Origin of the sequence: Chroococcidiopsis sp. [FACHB-1243] (genome assembly GCF_014696895.1) — a bacterium.
GTDB lineage: Bacteria > Cyanobacteriota > Cyanobacteriia > Cyanobacteriales > Chroococcidiopsidaceae > Chroococcidiopsis.
On record NZ_JACJQX010000047.1, the window covers coordinates 1 to 15,376 of the forward strand.

Genomic DNA, 15,376 nt, shown 5'->3' on the forward strand with positions numbered 1-15,376 from the left:
ATTACTGGGCGATTATGTGAGGATTATTTGCATTAGCTAATATTATACAGGATGCTGACGGGGCAGGGGTTATACCTCACCACTACTTCCGTATCACTACCGTCCGGTGCAGCAAGAGCTAATCGAATTAGCTCCTCTAATTCCTCAAGATCCGGATGCTTGACAATTAGCCGTTGCCAGTATTCTTCGGATGTTCTAACTGTAAATCCAAGCGGTGTAGAAATTTCAAACTTCATGGAAATGCTAAAAATACTGGGTTAGTATCATCACCTAGAAGCGAAGCCAGCGATCGACAGCAATCCCCAGAAAACTAATGCGCTGCCAATGCCAAACCAAAGCGACGGAATTTCTTGTAGAACTACAGATGCAAATAACACTGCAAACATTGGCTCTAGCAGTAATATTGCAGTTGTCAGTAATACTGGTAAACGCTGCGCTGCCACTGTGTAGCATAAAAATGGTAAAGCAGTGGAGAAAATTCCCAACCCTAATAATATGAGAATAACTTGTCGATCGACTTCGATTCCAATTGTCGCTTGAAAGAGAACCGCACACAAAAAAGATAGAATACTTCCAAGCAAGCAGGTGAGAAAAACAATATTTATCGATTTTGGAGCAATGTTTTGCTTAGCAAATGCATTAAACCAAAGTGTATAAATTGCGATCGAACCAGCAGCACCTAATGCCAAAAGGTAGCCTGCTAGAGTTGTCCAAGAGACAGCGCGATCGGTAGATAGCTGAGGCAGCACGATCGCACTGACTCCAGCCATAGCCAGCAGCATTCCAAAGCCTTCACTTCGTTTAACGTGTAAGCGTGCGACATATTTGTAGGCAATGATAAATAAGGGTGAGGTTGTGAATAATAATGTCACTTCTCCTACAGGTGCTAGCTGAAATGCTGTCGTGCCTAAGACATAACCCCCAATAGCTGGCAAACTCAGCCACCAGATCGTTGAAGTGCGAAGGGAGCGAATCAGATCGTGTCGGACACTCGGCGCTAGAAAAAGTATCGGCAGCATTGCAGTAGTGGCGACGAGAAAGCGACCTGCCAAAACTGCAAAGGGAGACCATCCTGGAAGCCAGCGGACAAAGACACCTACCATACCCCAAGTAGCTGCGGCACATAGAGCCGCCATCAAGCCTTGGGTGTTTAGTGTGGGTTGAGTCATCTAGATTTCATAGCCTTGACTGTTCCCTGTTAATCAAAGATTTCAAGTAAATTCGGAAGTATCAAACTGCATCTTTTATTTTTTCTTTAATGCCTTTTTCACCAATTCAGCAATTTGCGAAGGGCGTTCTGCAACTGGAACTTTTGCCGCTTTGAAAGCTTCTAACTTGCTTTTTGCCGTACCGACATTATCTCCTCTGCCAACCACGGCTGCTAGCGTCCCGGTATGCCCCCAGTGTTTACCTGCTGGTGCATGACAGCCAGCAATGTAGGCAATAACTGGTTTATCGATCGCCTCGGCAATGTAACGCGCCGCAGCTTCTTCACTATTTCCCCCAGGTTCCCCGACTAAAACGATCGCTTCTGTAGTATCGTCTTCATCAAAAATTTGCAGCCATTGTAGAAAAGAAGAACCAATAATTGCATCACTGCCGATACTGACAGCAATTGACTGCCCTAACCCTGCTTTAGTCAATCCCAAGGCAATTTCGTAAGTCAGAGTCGTGCTGCGACTGACAATACCAATCGAACCTGGAGTATAAAATTCGCTGGCATGGGTTCCCAAAAGTAATTTGCCAGGAATGATAATACCCGGACTGTTTGGTCCTACAATTATGGTTTCGTTTGCCTCTGCTTTACGCAACAAGCGCACCATATCCAAAGGAGGTACGCCAGCAGAGATGATAATAATTTGTTTTATCCCAGAAGCGATCGCCTCTAAAGCAGCATCTAAAGCTTGATAGGGAGGGACGAAAATAATCGTCGTATCGATCGCCCCAACTGCCGCTACTGCCTGTTCGACCAAATCGAACATGGGTAAATCGTCAATAGATGTCGTTTGACCGGGACTAACTGCGGCAACAATCTGCGTCCCGTAGGCTTGCATACGAGCAATATACGGCGACCAGAGCGATGCTGTCATGCCCTGAATTAAAACTTTACTATCAGGCTTTAATTTCATCACTCACTTCTTCTAGGCAACGAACTTTTCGCAACACGGACGGCTTGGGCGATCGCTTCGTCTAAATCTTCCATTGATGAGACTTGTACTGCATCTAGCTTTGCTTTGGCATCTGCTAAATCCGTTCCTGCCAAGCGCACGACTAGTTTAGGGTATTGCGCATGAGAACGGGTTTTGTGCGTCTTATTGTCGTGCTGTTGTACGAAAGTTGCGATCGCCTCAGCCACTTCTACAGTTGTCGGCACGCTACAAAGAATATTAACTAAGATCGCGTGGATAGATTTATCTTGAGCGATCAATTCTAGACCTTGGATGACGCGATCGCAAAAATTCAACCCCCCATTTGCGCCAATTCTTCCATGTCCGACATTTAAACAAACAGATGGTTTGCGGTGACTGGCTGTGGCGATCAAATCTAAAGTTGCCATCAATAACCCCGCGCCATTGCCCAAAATTGCAATATTCCCTGACTTATCTACCTCATTCCACTTGCCAACTTGAGCGACTGATGGATAACCGTTAGGACGGCTAGCTTTTTTTTCTGCCATCATCAAAATATCGGGATGGCGGGCGATCGCTTGGTCGTTGACAGTAACTTTACCATCCAATGCCATTAACTCCCCAGTCGAACTGACCCCTAAAGGATTGATTTCGATCAAATCCAAATCTTTCTGCACGAATAAACCGTACATTTTTTCCACGATAGCGCTGACCGATGCCAGTGCATCTCCCTGCAAGCCCATTTTGACTGCTAATCGGCGGGCATAAAAGGGTGAAAAATCTCGTTCGACTATGACTTGTTGTAAAGCTTCTGGATTGGATTCAACATCGACTCCCCCTTGCGTAGAACCCAGAAGCAACGGACGGCGAGCAACTGCATCGATAACTATGGCTAGGTAAAACTCGCGATCGGAGTTGTATTTTGCCTCCGCTAGTAAAACTTCAGGAAATTCCCCTAAAATTGGTAAGTTGAAGATCGTTTGCGCCGCAGCGATCGCGTCGATCGTATTCGTGACGATCTTTACTCCCCCAGCTTTTCCCCTACCTCCCGTTCGCACTTGCGATTTGAGTACTACTGGATAGGGAATCTTCAACCCCTTCAAATCGCGGGGACGATCGATTCTTTGGGAAGGTAAAACTGGAATACCAATCTCGCGAAACCATTCTTTAGCTTGATACTCTAGTAGATCCATTTTTTGATGGTAGTAGGTAATAGGTAATGGGTAATGGGTAAGGAGGGATTAGGATTTAGCACTAAGGGATTGGGGTAGCGATCGAGAACTACCAACTACCAACTACCAATTACCAATTACCAATTCATTTATACTTCATCCTTCAAGCCTAAACGATGCTTTTGCCAGTCTTGCGCTACGAGGTTAATGCCATAAAATCGCTGCCAAAAGCGATCGACAATTTTAGTTGATAAAACTTTCGTCATCATAAACACCAAAAAATTTCCCCCTGTTGCTGCAATATAGCGCGGACGGGGATGAGAGTCTGTCAGTGCTTTAACAATTGCTTCTGCAACTCGTTCGGCACTCCAAGCACGGCTACTCGTGTGTTTCTCTAAATCTTTTAATTTTTCAAAAGCAGCGCGATAGGGGGTGCGTTCGGGGGTGGCTACCGTTGATTCTACAGCTTGGGCGGCGGCGGCAAAAAAATCCGTGCTGACTGGACCTGGTTCGATGACGCTGACTTTAATATTGAATGGTGCTAGTTCCATCCGCAAAGCATCGCTGAGTCCTTCGAGGGCAAACTTTGAACCGCTATACAAACCGCCAAACGGAAAAGCCATCCTGCCACCCAGCGAACTAATATTGATAATTCTGCCACCACCGCGATCGCGCATCAGCGGAATTAAGCTGCGGATCAGTGCTAAGGGTGCTAGCACGTTGATTTGAAATTGTCTGGCAGCAGCTTCGTGAGGAATGAGTTCTATGGGTCCCATCTGTCCGTAGCCAGCATTGTTAACTAAAGCATCAACGCGACCGAATTTTGCGATCGCGGCTTGGGCTAGGGCTTCAACTTGGTCAGTCTGTGCTAAATCTGTGGGAACGATGAGAACTTCTGCCCCTAATTGCCGACAGTGGCTAGCGACCTTTTCCAACTTGTCTGCATCTCTAGCTGCCAAGACTAAGCGAATCGTCTTAAATCGTTCTGCTAAAATTTTTGCCAATGCTGCCCCAATGCCAGTAGAAGCACCAGTAATTAATACAACTTGTTCGGATAAAGAAAGCATTTTTAGTCAATTTAACGAGCAACAATTAGGGCGAGACAGACAATCCTACCCTATGTTCTGCAAAGATTTTAAAGCGACGAGGGCAAACTTGTCTTATATCTGAGGAGACACAATTAAGGCAGCAGGGGACAAGGGAGACAAGGGGGACAAGGGAGACAATTCTGGTTCCACCAGCCATCAGTCGCAAGTCACAATTAATTCCGAATTCCGAATTCCGAATTCTCCCCACACCTTTTCTGTCTCCTTTGTCCTTTATCCTTTATCCTTTTACAGTTTCTCGCGCCAAGAACTTCTCTAGTTCGGTCAGCGCATCAGCATCAACTTTTGTTTGCATCGGGCAGAATTTGGGACCGCACATCGAGCAGAATTCAGCAGTTTTATAGATATCTGCTGGCAGGGTTTCATCGTGATATTCCTTTGCCCTGTCTGGATCGAGGGATAATTCAAACTGACGATTCCAGTCGAAATTGTAACGGGCGGTTGAAAGCTCGTCATCCCTATCTCTAGCACCGATGCGGTGTCTTGCCACGTCCGCAGCATGGGCGGCGATTTTGTAGGCAATTAAACCATTCCGCACGTCTTCAGCATCGGGTAAGCCTAAATGTTCTTTAGGTGTGACATAGCATAACATTGCCGTACCATACCAACCTGCCATTGCTGCCCCGATCGCAGAAGTGATATGGTCGTAGCCTGGAGCAATATCCGTTACCAGTGGTCCCAACACGTAAAAGGGTGCTTCCGAACACTCTTCCATCTGCTTGCGCACGTTAAACTCGATTTGATCCATCGGGACGTGTCCTGGTCCTTCTACCATGACTTGGACATCGTGTTCCCAGGCTTTACGAGTCAGTTGTCCCAAAGTTTTTAATTCTGCCAACTGTGCCTCGTCGGATGCATCGTGGAGACAGCCAGGGCGTAAAGAGTCACCTAAACTAAAAGACACGTCGTATTTCTTAAAAATCTCAATAATGTCGCGTAAGTGCGTGTACAGCGGATTTTGTTTGTGGTGGTGCAACATCCACCGCGCTAAAATACCTCCACCACGGGAGACAATTCCAGTAATTCGGTTTTTGACTAATGGCAAATGCTCGATTAAGATCCCAGCATGAATTGTCATGTAGTCTACACCTTGCTGGGCGTGTTTCTCGATGATGTGGAGAAAATCTTCCGCAGTGAGCTTTTCAATACTGCCGTGGACGCTTTCTAAAGCTTGATAAACTGGTACAGTGCCAATTGGCACGGGAGAAGCGTTAATAATTGCAGTGCGAATTTCATCTAAGTTACCGCCGCCTGTGGATAAGTCCATGACGGTATCGGCTCCGTATTTTACCGCTAGATTGAGCTTGGCAACTTCTTCATCTAAGTTGGAAGAGTTGGGCGAAGCACCAAGATTAGCGTTCACCTTACATTTGGAGGCGATGCCAATACACATCGGTTCCAAATTGGGATGATTGATATTGGCAGGGATAATCATTCTGCCCCGTGCTACTTCATCTCGAATCAACTCCACGGGTAAATTTTCCCGTCGGGCGACATGATGCATTTCTTCGGTTATCACACCTTTACGGGCAAAGTGCATTTGAGACACGTTATCTTGCCCGCGACGCTTCGCGATCCATTCTGTACGCATTTCGAGTTCCTCGCATAAACAGCTTCCCTCCGCTGGTATTACCCAGTCTCAGGTTCTAAGGGACTGTCTCAGCCTGGTTTCCCAGACACCCCTAGCTATGGTTGTCGATTGTATCACTTCTACCTAGCCGCAGTTTGTTAATTTTTGAGTTAATTAATTTTTTCTATGTATGCAAGCTAAATGATTGTTGGAGTAAAGCGAAAAATCGTAAAAATAATATTTGGCGGGAAAAGTACACCGTCTATTTCCGAAAAGATTAGACTAAAAATTAATAACCGATCGCTTCAGGATTTTATACGCGATGTTAGCTCCTATACTAAGTTTACTGGCTTACGCGAACGCTCCACCGATCGCACCCTACAATCCCAGCATCCGATCGAGCGATCGCAGCGTCCAATTAGTTAAGCAACAAAATAGCGCGATCGAACAGTTACTATCTACTAATGAATGTGAAGGATGTAACTTAGAAAATGCCGATCTTCAAGGTGCAAAATTGAGGGGCGCAAAACTGAGAGGTGCAAATATGAGAAATGCCGATCTTAGCTATACCAACTTAGAAAATGCTGACTTAGAAAATACAAATTTAGAAAATGCTAATTTAGCAAGTAGCAATCTTCGAGGTGCAAAATTAGAAAATTCTTACCTGAGATCTGTCGATTTAGACAATGCTAACTTGAATAATGCCAACTTAGAAAAAGTAAACCTGGAAAATGCCAATCTGGAGGGTAGCAGTCTTCGAGGTGCAAAACTAGATACTGCTTATCTCAGGGGCGTTAATTTTCGAGATGCCGATTTGCAACTCGCAATATTAGAAAATGCTAATCTTCAAGATGCTAATTTTCAACGGGCGATTCTCCGAGATGCTGTACTAGATGATGCTTATTTGGGAAATACAAACTTAAGAAATGCCGATTTACGAAATGCTTCTCTACAAGATGCAAATTTGCAAGGGGCAAAATTAGCAGGAACTAATCTGCGCGGTGCAGATCTTAAAGGTGTTTATTTACCTGATGGTATGAGAAATGAGTAATCTGAATCAACCAAATCTACTTCAAATACCTCTGCAAACGATCGCGCAACTTGCAATTTCACCTGCTCTAGTTGAATATCTGGTATCCATTGAGCTAAACTACCCACGGGTTTATCGGCAATCCCGCAGGGGACAATTTTACTAAAACCTGCCATATCGGGACAGACATTCAAAGCAAAACCGTGCATTGTCACCCAGCGACTGACTTTAATCCCGATCGCTGCTACCTTGTATCCTTCCAACCATACCCCAGTTAAACCAGGGACGCGATCGCCCTGCAACCCGTAAACTGCTAATACGCGAATTAAGACTTCTTCTAGCTGCCGCAAATACCAGTGCAAATCTTTGTGGTGGAATTGCAGATTTAAAATCGGGTAGCCTACCAGTTGACCGGGACAGTGATAAGTTACCTCTCCACCTCTTTCTATCCTATATACTTTTTCTGCATGTTTGTCAAGGTCGAATTGCAGAAAATCTAAACTAGCTCCGTGTCCTAAAGTGTAGACTGGCGGGTGTTCCAACAAAATTAAGACATCAGGTAAATCGGGATCTTGGCGGCGCTGTTGCAACAGATTTTTTTGCCAATTCCAAGCCTTAGCATAACAGACGAGTCCGTAATTATAAAGATAGCATTGATGGCGTTTCATGGAGATGACTACAAGCGATCGCAGAAAAATTCAAGCGTATTTTTTACCAAATTTTATTGCATTTGCGATTGACTACATCAAGAAATGTCAAGGAATGCGAAGGATATTAAAAAGAACTAAAACCTCTCTGTTTTCCAGAATACAAAGTGCTAACTTGAAAGTAGAAACACAAACACAGCAGGGAGGAAGGCTTTACCACCACGCCAGACTCGATGTGGAAGTCGAGATTCTACTAGGAAAAATCCCAGATCGCCCTCCAACTGGGAAATACCTGTAGTTTATCAGCAGGAACAAACCCTTTTCGACAGGAAGTGCGACTGGTAAATTTTCATCGCAAAATAGCGAAGTTGATAAACTAAAGCGTGGTGAAATGGTGACAAAGAGCGCACCAATCGATTGATTTCTGGAGTACTTAAAACACCAGAATTCGGGCTTTTAGTAAGTAGACACTGACAGCAAATTGTTGCTGCTTTGTATTTAACCTAACACAAATTTGGTTCGTATCCATCGGGAGAATTAAATATGAAGCTTGTGATCCATGGCAAAAACATCGAAATCACCGATGCCATTCGCGAGTACGTGAATCAGAAAATAGAAAAGGCAGTCAATCATTTTCAAACTCTAACCACTGAAGTAGATGTTCATTTGTCAGTAGCCCGCAATCCCAGGATCAACCCAAAACAAGCAGCGGAAGTCACAATTTACGCCAACGGAACTGTAATTCGGGCAGAGGAAAGTAGCGAGAACTTATACGCCAGCATCGATCTAGTTGCCGATAAAATTGCCCGACAGCTACGCAAGTATAAAGAAAGACTGCAAGACAAGAAAACTCAGCCAAAAACCAGCTTAGAGGCAGTAGAACCACCTGTTGTTACCGATCTGATTGGCGATCGCACTCCCGAATTACCTAGCGAAGTCGTTCGGACGAAATACTTCGCCATGCCACCAATGACGCTGAATGAAGCCCTAGAACAACTACAACTCGTCGATCACGATTTTTATATGTTCCGCAATGCCGAAACTGGAGAAATAAACGTCATTTACGAACGCAATCATGGCGGTTATGGCGTGATTCAACCCCGCAACGGCAACGGACACACGCACGGTAATGCTAAGAATGGTAAAGCCCAAACTTCGGTAGAAAAGCCACAGGTTTCTAAGTCGTAACTCCTAAGTTGGCGTTCTGCCTCTTACTTCTTACTTTTTAGCTGACTCGCTAGTCACAACAACTTTTGTAGAGACGTTACATGTAACGTCTCTACACTGTCTAAGCCCTACAATGGAATTAGGCGAGAAGTTGCTAGGAAGGTAGCGATGAGAGTACCACAGGCTTTCTTGACAAAATTCCGAGCTGCATTTGTCGGTGTCAGCATACTGATGCTAGGGATGCAACCTAGCTATGCTGTAGAAACGTTACCAAGGCAAGTCAAACCGCAAGAAAACTTACAGGTAGCAGCAACGCACAACAATCGAGGCGTAGAGTTAGCCGAACAGGGAAAATTCTCAGAAGCGATCGCGGCTTTCAATCAAGCAATTGATATTTATCCTCAGTACGAAAACGCTCACAATAATTTAGGGCTTGCTTTTGGCAATCAGCAACAGTACATCCAAGCAGAAAACGCCTTCAAACATGCTCTTGCCATCAATCCGCGTAATTTTGAAACCTACAATAATTTAGGAATCGCCCTCGGTAGTCAAGGCAAATTTGCAGAAGCGATCGCTGCTTTTCGACAAGCAATTCAACTCAAACCCAACGATCCAACCTCTTACCAAAACCTCGGTGTAGCATTTTGGAGTCAAGGAAATTTGCCCGAAGCACAAGCATCTTTGCATAAAGCCAAAGATCTCTACTCCACGCAAAACAACTCAACAGGCATAAGTTATGTAGAGCAGATTTTGCAACAGATGGAAAAGTAATGGGTAGTTGGTAGTTGGTAATTGGTAATTGGTCACTGATAACTGATTATATCGGCAGAGTCACCACAAAAGTCGTTCCTATTCCAACTTCACTAGTGACGCTAATCTCGCCGCCGTGCAAGTCCACACACTGTTTGACAATAGACATTCCCAAGCCCGTACCAGAGATATTTTCTACGTTACTACCGCGATGAAAAGAGTGGAAGAGTTGTTCTATATCTTGAGTAGGAATACCAATTCCTCGATCGCGGATGTAAAAAATTGCTTTTCCGGCTTTAATAGATAAGCTTAAATCGATGTCGCCGCCTTTTGGCGAGTCTTTGATTGCATTGGAAAGTAAGTTACTCAAAATATAACGGAGCAATTTTTCATCGACATTAGCAGTTATCTGTTGTGTTTGACTGGTAAAAATAATTGAGTGTTTGCTACTAGCACTCATTCGCATTTCTTCTACTAAGTCATGACAAAATTTTTCTAAGGATACTGGTGTGGGATTAAATTCGAGTTTTTCGGCTTCAGCTTTACCAATCAATAAAACATCATCTAACAATTGTGTCATGCGTTTGGTGGCAATTTGAATTCGATCGAGATACATGCGTTTTTTATCTTCTGAAGCGCGATCGCCAAATTGTTCGAGGAGCTTAGCTGACATTAGAATTGTCGTGAGCGGAGTCCGAAATTCGTGAGATGCTGTAGTAATAAATCGCGATTTCAACTCTACTAATTGTTTCTCTTTTTCTAAGGCGTAAATCATCTCAGCTTCGGCTAACTTTCGTTCTGTGATATTGCGAAATATACCACGGGTAGCGATTGGCTTACCATTGATAATTTTACAATTAATACTACCTGCAACCCAAACTTTCTCACCTTGTTTAGTTATAAATGCGGTTTCAATTTCCGAAATTTGTTTTCCTGACATGACTTCCCGAAAAGTTTTCTGGCAATGCTCTAAATTGTCGGGATGAATAACATCAAAAATTATCAAACGAGAAATTTCATCTTCACTATAATCTAAAGTTTCTTTCCAGGCTCGATTTACATATACTAAATGACCGTCCGGTGTAACACTTTGAATTAGATCGCTAGCATTTTCAAATAAATCTCTATAGCGTTCTTCACTTTCTCTTAAAGCCGCATCAGCTTGCTGACGCTCGTTAATTTCACGCTCTAACTTTTGATTAGTTCGCAATAGTTCTTTGGTACGCTCTTGGACTCTTTTTTGTAGAGATTCGTTTGCTGTCTGCACTTCTTGAAACTTTTCATTTAAAGCCACTGTCATGAACTGAAAATTACCAATCAACGAATTAATTTCTACTACCTGGCTAGTAGGAAATCGCATCAAATTCTTTTCTGGCAACTGAGAGGATAAATCTGTAGTTACGGTAGCTAACTGGGTTAATGGATTTGCTAATTTACGGCTGAGTAGTATGCCGCCAATTAAAACAATCAATACCGTAACTAGCATGAAAGTAAGGTCGTTGATGTAAGTTTGTTGTAGGTGGTCGATATAAGGTGCAGCCGGAATTTCTAAAATAAGTTTCCATTGAGAACGATCGCTCAGCGGCTGTTCTTTAACATATAGAGAGCGTCGCCAGCGTACCATCGCCGGAAGTTTGCCTTTAGGTGGTAACCATAAATATGTATTTTCAAAATATATATTCCCACTGGCTGTCTTTTGACTCAGCGACCGCATTTCTCCCCCACGCAGGCGATCGAAATTTTGCATCAGTTGTAATTTGGAATTGCTACTGGCAACGATCTGGTTATGAGAGTCGAGAAGAATAATTTGGTGAACTCTTTGAGAAAGCTGCGATCGCAAAAAGTCCTCTAAATAGGAGAGGTTGAGGTGAGCGTATACTACACCAGACAAGCGATTATTAGTTAGTATCGGTACGCCAATATCGATTTGGGGAATTCGTTCAGTCGGATGGATGTGAACGTTGCCTATAGTAGGTTTGAGACTAGTTTCGATCTGCTTTAAAGTTCTTACATGCTGTGCATCTAATTTACCAGGTGAAGTTAAGGCTGGATCGATTTGGGGTGCAGAGGCAACAATAGTATCGGTAGCATTAATAACTTGTAATAGAATTAATTCGGGATAAACTCGCTGTAGCAACTCCAGGCTGTGCTGTAATTATGATGAAGGCGCGTTAGCGTCCGCATTATTAGTAGCTAATTGACCGAGTTGAGATAAAACATTTAAATATTCGCGCTGGCGATCTGCCAAACCAGCTATCACCTCTTGAGCGGTATCTTTAAGTTCAACTTGAATTGTGTTGTGGATCTGTTGGAAAACCAAATTGCAATCTAAAACAACTAAAATTAGTGCAGGTAAAAAACAGGAAGTCGCACAAAGAGATAACAAAACCTGTCGCATGGATGGAGTATGCCTAACTTGAGAACGACTCACCCATCTAGAAATAGGTAAGTAATTAATCGTCAAGCTAGCGATAATAGAGTTAAAAATGCCATTGACAGACTGTTTCAACACCACTAACCAAGTTTGAGCCGAATCGACATGCAACAAGCGGGAATAAAACAGCCACACCAACGGAATACCTAATAGCAGCCAGTAAAAGACATCTAATAGCACTAAACTCTGTCTTTGGTTGCGCCACAGTAAACCAATAAATAATGCTTCGCCAATCAAAACGATCGCGGCGTAGGGATGATTCCAGAGAAAGAAAGTGTGTACGGAGGCGATCGCTGCGGCAATTGTTCCCCAGCGAATACCGAAAAAGCGCACTACTAATAAAACAGAAATACTACCAAACAAAAAATCTACGCCAAAAAAGAGCGGCAAGCTGAAATAATTACCTGCATACCCTGCCAATAGCAAAATCGCCATTGGCAACCACGAGCGTCTAGGAATTGGGGGTAGTAACATGGTTAACTTTTAGTTACTGCGGCTTTTTAGCATCGCCTCGTAGTAATTACGGGCAAAACCACTGTTGTTAGATTAGTCCAGTTCCGAAATTTTCAGGATGAGTAAAATTACTGATGAAAGCGATCGCGACCCAACTTGCAGCTATTGTCAGCCCAGAATCTGTCTTGGAATGGGAAGATATAGATGCGATGCGACAAGAACACATCAAGGGGGCGATCGCCTCCAGTATCGCACCTAGCTGCATTGTCTATCCCCAAACGACAGCCGAACTAGCAGCAGTCATGGCATATACCGACAGCAACAACTGGCGAATTTTAGTTTATGGTAGCGGTACAAAACTCAGCTGGGGAGGACTGGCAAAAAATATCCAGGTGCTTGTCAGTACCGCACGCCTAAACCGACTCATCCAACACGCTGTCGGAGATTTAACCGTAACTGTAGAAGCGGGGATGAAATTTGCCGATCTACAAGCAGTGTTAGCCCCTACAGGACAATTTCTTGCCCTCGACCCCACCGCACCAGAATCAGCTACAATCGGGGGCATTGTCGCCACGGCTGATACCAATTCACTCCGACAACGTTACGGCGGCGTGCGCGATCAACTACTAGGTATTTCCTTTGTCCGTGCTGATGGAGAAATTGCCAAAGCTGGGGGACGAGTCGTTAAAAACGTCGCTGGGTACGACTTAATGAAGCTATTTACAGGTTCTTACGGCACGCTAGGCGCGATCGCCCAGGTAACACTACGGGTTTACCCCCTACCACCCGCATCGGGGACGGTGACGCTGACAGGCACAGCTGAGGCGATCGCCCAAGCGACATCTAAAATCAGGAGTTCGGCGTTAACTCCCACCCAAGCCGACCTGCTATCTTCTCATCTAGTCACTACCATAGGAATAGGTCAAGGATTAGGATTAATGGTTCGCTTCCAAAGCCTGAGTGCTAGCGTCCGAGAACAAACCGCACGGCTAGTAGAAATGGGACAACAATTGGGATTGCAAAGCACCACCTACTCAGATGCGGACGAAGCTAACTTATGGCAACAATTACAAGTACAAATACGTTCTCCTCAACCAATGCAAGCAGTTACTTGCAAAATAGGAGTATTACCAGCAACTGCTGTTGCAACTTTGCTCTATTTAGATCGGATTGCGCCAGAATCGGCGATCGGTACAATCCATGTTGGTAGCGGTTTAGGAGTTATCAGATTTGACAATACTAATGTCAAGGCAAACACGGTTTTAAGTATGAGAACTCACTGCCAAAATCAAGGAGGTTATTTGTCTGTTTTAGAAGCCCCAGCAGTATTTAAGCAGCAGCTTGATGTCTGGGGTTATCGAGGCAATGCTTTAGATTTAATGCGACGCATCAAGCAACAGTTCGATCCAAAAAATGTTTTGAGTCCGCAAAGGTTTGTCGGCGAGATTTAATAAACATTAGTTAATTGTTGATAGTTAATTGTCGATCGCTGTCAACCATCAACTATCAACTATCAACCATCAACCACTATGCAAACTTCAGAAAATCCTTTAAATCATCATTTACTAGATCCAGAAACAGGGTCAATTAAGAATTTAAAAGGGTTCGATCCACAACATCCCCCCGATCCGAAACTCATCGATACCTGCGTTCACTGTGGCTTTTGCCTATCTACTTGTCCTAGTTATCGCGTCATTGGCAAAGAGATGGATTCGCCTAGAGGTCGAATCTACCTGATGGATGCAATTAACGAAGGCGAAATTGCCCTCAATGCCGCTACAGTGGAACACTTTGATTCTTGTTTGGGATGCCTTGCTTGCGTCACCACTTGTCCTTCAGGGGTGCAGTATGACAAATTAATTTCTGCGACTCGTCCCCAAGTAGAACGCAACTATCCTCGTAGTTTAGGCGATCGCCTCTACAGAAAGCTTATTTTCTCCTTCTTCCCCTATCCCCATCGCCTGCGGTGGATGCTAGTGCCTTTATTTTTGTATCAATTGTTAGGCGTGCAAAAACTCGTCCGCGCTACCAAAATCTTGAAATACATTTCTCCTAGATTGGCGGCGATGGAATCAATCTTACCCAAAATTACGCTGAAATCTTTTCGGGACGATTTGCCTACGGTAATTCCAGCACAGGGAGAAAAGCGCTATCGGGTAGGAGTAATTTTAGGTTGCGTTCAACGGCTATTTTTCTCCCCGATTAATGAAGCTACTGTCAGGGTATTAACAGCAAATGGCTGTGAAGTCGTTATTCCTAAATCTCAAGGCTGCTGTGCGGCGCTACCGCATCACCAGGGACAAGAAGAACAGGCGAAAGCACTAGCCAGACAGATGATAGATGCTTTTGCCGATACAGGCGTAGATGCGGTCATTATTAACGCTGCTGGCTGCGGTCATACTTTGAAAGAGTACGGACACTTATTGCAAGACGATCCAGAATATCGGGAAAAAGCACAAGCATTTGCAGCCAATGTCAAGGACGTACAGGAGTTTCTCGCTACTGTCGGCTTAACGACAAAACTTTCACCCCTATCTGAAAAACCTTTAACTTTGGTTTATCAGGATGCTTGTCATCTGTTGCACGGGCAAAAAATCAGCGTCCAACCCCGTCAGTTGTTGCGACAAATCCCAGGAGTGCAGTTGCGCGAACCAATCGACGCAGCTTTGTGTTGTGGCAGCGCTGGAGTTTACAATATGCTGCAACCAGATGTTGCCGATGAATTAGGTCAGCAAAAAGTTCAAAATTTATTAAATACAGGTGCGAATTTGATTGCATCTGCCAATCCTGGTTGTACGCTGCAAATTAGCAAGCATTTGAAATTACAAGAGAAAAAGATTTCTGTCATGCATCCGATGGAATTGTTAGATTTGGCAATCCGAGGCATACAGTTATCAGTGACCAGTGACTAGTGAAAG

At 44.1% G+C, this 15,376-nt stretch carries 14 protein-coding genes and 1 riboswitch; of the genes, 6 read left to right on the forward strand and 8 right to left on the reverse strand.

Annotation, left to right across the window (positions count from 1 at the left end; translation table 11 throughout):
* Positions 1 to 266: 266 nt before the first annotated feature.
* From H6G17_RS26575 to thiC, 5 genes are all read right to left on the reverse strand, one after another.
* Positions 267 to 1,169, reverse strand: a complete 903-nt coding sequence (locus H6G17_RS26575) for a DMT family transporter (RefSeq protein ID WP_192161580.1) — start codon at positions 1,167 to 1,169, stop codon at positions 267 to 269.
* A gap of 75 nt (positions 1,170 to 1,244) precedes the next feature.
* Positions 1,245 to 2,129 (reverse strand): CoA-binding protein, encoded by an 885-nt coding sequence (locus H6G17_RS26580; RefSeq protein ID WP_192161581.1) that lies wholly within the window; start codon positions 2,127 to 2,129, stop codon positions 1,245 to 1,247.
* The gene (locus H6G17_RS26585; protein ID WP_192161582.1) at positions 2,129 to 3,322 is read right to left on the reverse strand and encodes a succinate--CoA ligase subunit beta; all 1,194 of its coding nucleotides are present in this window, start codon (positions 3,320 to 3,322) and stop codon (positions 2,129 to 2,131) included. The genes H6G17_RS26580 and H6G17_RS26585 overlap by 1 nt, the downstream gene beginning before the upstream one ends.
* A 128-nt stretch (positions 3,323 to 3,450) precedes the next feature.
* Positions 3,451 to 4,368 (reverse strand): SDR family oxidoreductase, encoded by a 918-nt coding sequence (locus H6G17_RS26590; RefSeq protein WP_192161583.1) that lies wholly within the window; start codon positions 4,366 to 4,368, stop codon positions 3,451 to 3,453.
* A gap of 259 nt (positions 4,369 to 4,627) precedes the next feature.
* Positions 4,628 to 5,998, reverse strand: a complete 1,371-nt coding sequence (gene thiC, locus H6G17_RS26595) for a phosphomethylpyrimidine synthase (RefSeq protein ID WP_015154628.1) — start codon at positions 5,996 to 5,998, stop codon at positions 4,628 to 4,630.
* Between the two features lie 7 nt (positions 5,999 to 6,005).
* Positions 6,006 to 6,101, reverse strand: a riboswitch (TPP riboswitch).
* 198 nt (positions 6,102 to 6,299) lie between these two features.
* Here thiC and H6G17_RS26600 point away from each other — a divergent pair.
* On the forward strand, positions 6,300 to 7,028 hold the full coding sequence (locus H6G17_RS26600; RefSeq protein ID WP_192161584.1) for a pentapeptide repeat-containing protein: 729 nt from the start codon (positions 6,300 to 6,302) through the stop codon (positions 7,026 to 7,028).
* On the opposite strand, the gene lipB is transcribed toward H6G17_RS26600, so the two are convergent.
* Positions 6,998 to 7,675 (reverse strand): lipoyl(octanoyl) transferase LipB, encoded by a 678-nt coding sequence (gene lipB / locus H6G17_RS26605; protein ID WP_192161585.1) that lies wholly within the window; start codon positions 7,673 to 7,675, stop codon positions 6,998 to 7,000. The two genes, H6G17_RS26600 and lipB, sit on opposite strands and share 31 nt — an antisense overlap.
* On the opposite strand from lipB, the gene H6G17_RS26610 reads away from it, so the two are divergent.
* From H6G17_RS26610 to H6G17_RS26620, 3 genes are all read left to right on the forward strand, one after another.
* On the forward strand, positions 7,674 to 7,952 hold the full coding sequence (locus H6G17_RS26610) for a hypothetical protein (protein WP_192161586.1): 279 nt from the start codon (positions 7,674 to 7,676) through the stop codon (positions 7,950 to 7,952). The genes lipB and H6G17_RS26610 overlap by 2 nt on opposite strands.
* A gap of 245 nt (positions 7,953 to 8,197) precedes the next feature.
* Positions 8,198 to 8,842: a ribosome-associated translation inhibitor RaiA gene (raiA, locus tag H6G17_RS26615; RefSeq protein WP_192161587.1), complete on the forward strand. Its 645-nt coding sequence runs from the start codon at positions 8,198 to 8,200 to the stop codon at positions 8,840 to 8,842.
* Positions 8,843 to 8,989: 147 nt separating this feature from the next.
* On the forward strand, positions 8,990 to 9,592 hold the full coding sequence (locus H6G17_RS26620; protein ID WP_192161588.1) for a tetratricopeptide repeat protein: 603 nt from the start codon (positions 8,990 to 8,992) through the stop codon (positions 9,590 to 9,592).
* 46 nt (positions 9,593 to 9,638) lie between these two features.
* Here H6G17_RS26620 and H6G17_RS26625 read toward each other — a convergent pair whose 3' ends face one another.
* Both H6G17_RS26625 and H6G17_RS26630 read right to left on the reverse strand, forming a co-directional pair.
* The gene (locus H6G17_RS26625; RefSeq protein ID WP_192161589.1) at positions 9,639 to 11,708 is read right to left on the reverse strand and encodes an ATP-binding protein; all 2,070 of its coding nucleotides are present in this window, start codon (positions 11,706 to 11,708) and stop codon (positions 9,639 to 9,641) included.
* Between the two features lie 18 nt (positions 11,709 to 11,726).
* The gene (locus H6G17_RS26630) at positions 11,727 to 12,479 is read right to left on the reverse strand and encodes a hypothetical protein (protein WP_192161590.1); all 753 of its coding nucleotides are present in this window, start codon (positions 12,477 to 12,479) and stop codon (positions 11,727 to 11,729) included.
* Positions 12,480 to 12,592: 113 nt separating this feature from the next.
* Between H6G17_RS26630 and H6G17_RS26635 the strand changes: the two genes are divergently transcribed.
* On the forward strand, positions 12,593 to 13,909 hold the full coding sequence (locus H6G17_RS26635) for an FAD-binding oxidoreductase (protein ID WP_192161591.1): 1,317 nt from the start codon (positions 12,593 to 12,595) through the stop codon (positions 13,907 to 13,909).
* 78 nt (positions 13,910 to 13,987) lie between these two features.
* A complete protein-coding gene (locus tag H6G17_RS26640) occupies positions 13,988 to 15,370 on the forward strand; it encodes a heterodisulfide reductase-related iron-sulfur binding cluster (RefSeq protein ID WP_192161592.1) in 1,383 nt (460 codons plus the stop codon).
* Positions 15,371 to 15,376: the final 6 nt, after the last annotated feature.

Bases quoted from the DNA above. Each gene is read 5' to 3' on its own strand.
- H6G17_RS26575 (WP_192161580.1), bottom strand. From the start codon at position 1,169: ATGACTCAACCCACACTAAACACCCAAGGCTTGATGGCGGCTCTATGT.
- H6G17_RS26580 (WP_192161581.1), bottom strand. From the start codon at position 2,129: ATGAAATTAAAGCCTGATAGTAAAGTTTTAATTCAGGGCATGACAGCA.
- H6G17_RS26585 (WP_192161582.1), bottom strand. From the start codon at position 3,322: ATGGATCTACTAGAGTATCAAGCTAAAGAATGGTTTCGCGAGATTGGT.
- H6G17_RS26590 (WP_192161583.1), bottom strand. From the start codon at position 4,368: ATGCTTTCTTTATCCGAACAAGTTGTATTAATTACTGGTGCTTCTACT.
- thiC (WP_015154628.1), bottom strand. From the start codon at position 5,998: ATGCGTACAGAATGGATCGCGAAGCGTCGCGGGCAAGATAACGTGTCT.
- H6G17_RS26600 (WP_192161584.1), top strand. From the start codon at position 6,300: ATGTTAGCTCCTATACTAAGTTTACTGGCTTACGCGAACGCTCCACCG.
- H6G17_RS26610 (WP_192161586.1), top strand. From the start codon at position 7,674: ATGGAGATGACTACAAGCGATCGCAGAAAAATTCAAGCGTATTTTTTA.
- lipB (WP_192161585.1), bottom strand. From the start codon at position 7,675: ATGAAACGCCATCAATGCTATCTTTATAATTACGGACTCGTCTGTTAT.
- raiA (WP_192161587.1), top strand. From the start codon at position 8,198: ATGAAGCTTGTGATCCATGGCAAAAACATCGAAATCACCGATGCCATT.
- H6G17_RS26620 (WP_192161588.1), top strand. From the start codon at position 8,990: ATGAGAGTACCACAGGCTTTCTTGACAAAATTCCGAGCTGCATTTGTC.
- H6G17_RS26630 (WP_192161590.1), bottom strand. From the start codon at position 12,479: ATGTTACTACCCCCAATTCCTAGACGCTCGTGGTTGCCAATGGCGATT.
- H6G17_RS26635 (WP_192161591.1), top strand. From the start codon at position 12,593: ATGAAAGCGATCGCGACCCAACTTGCAGCTATTGTCAGCCCAGAATCT.
- H6G17_RS26640 (WP_192161592.1), top strand. From the start codon at position 13,988: ATGCAAACTTCAGAAAATCCTTTAAATCATCATTTACTAGATCCAGAA.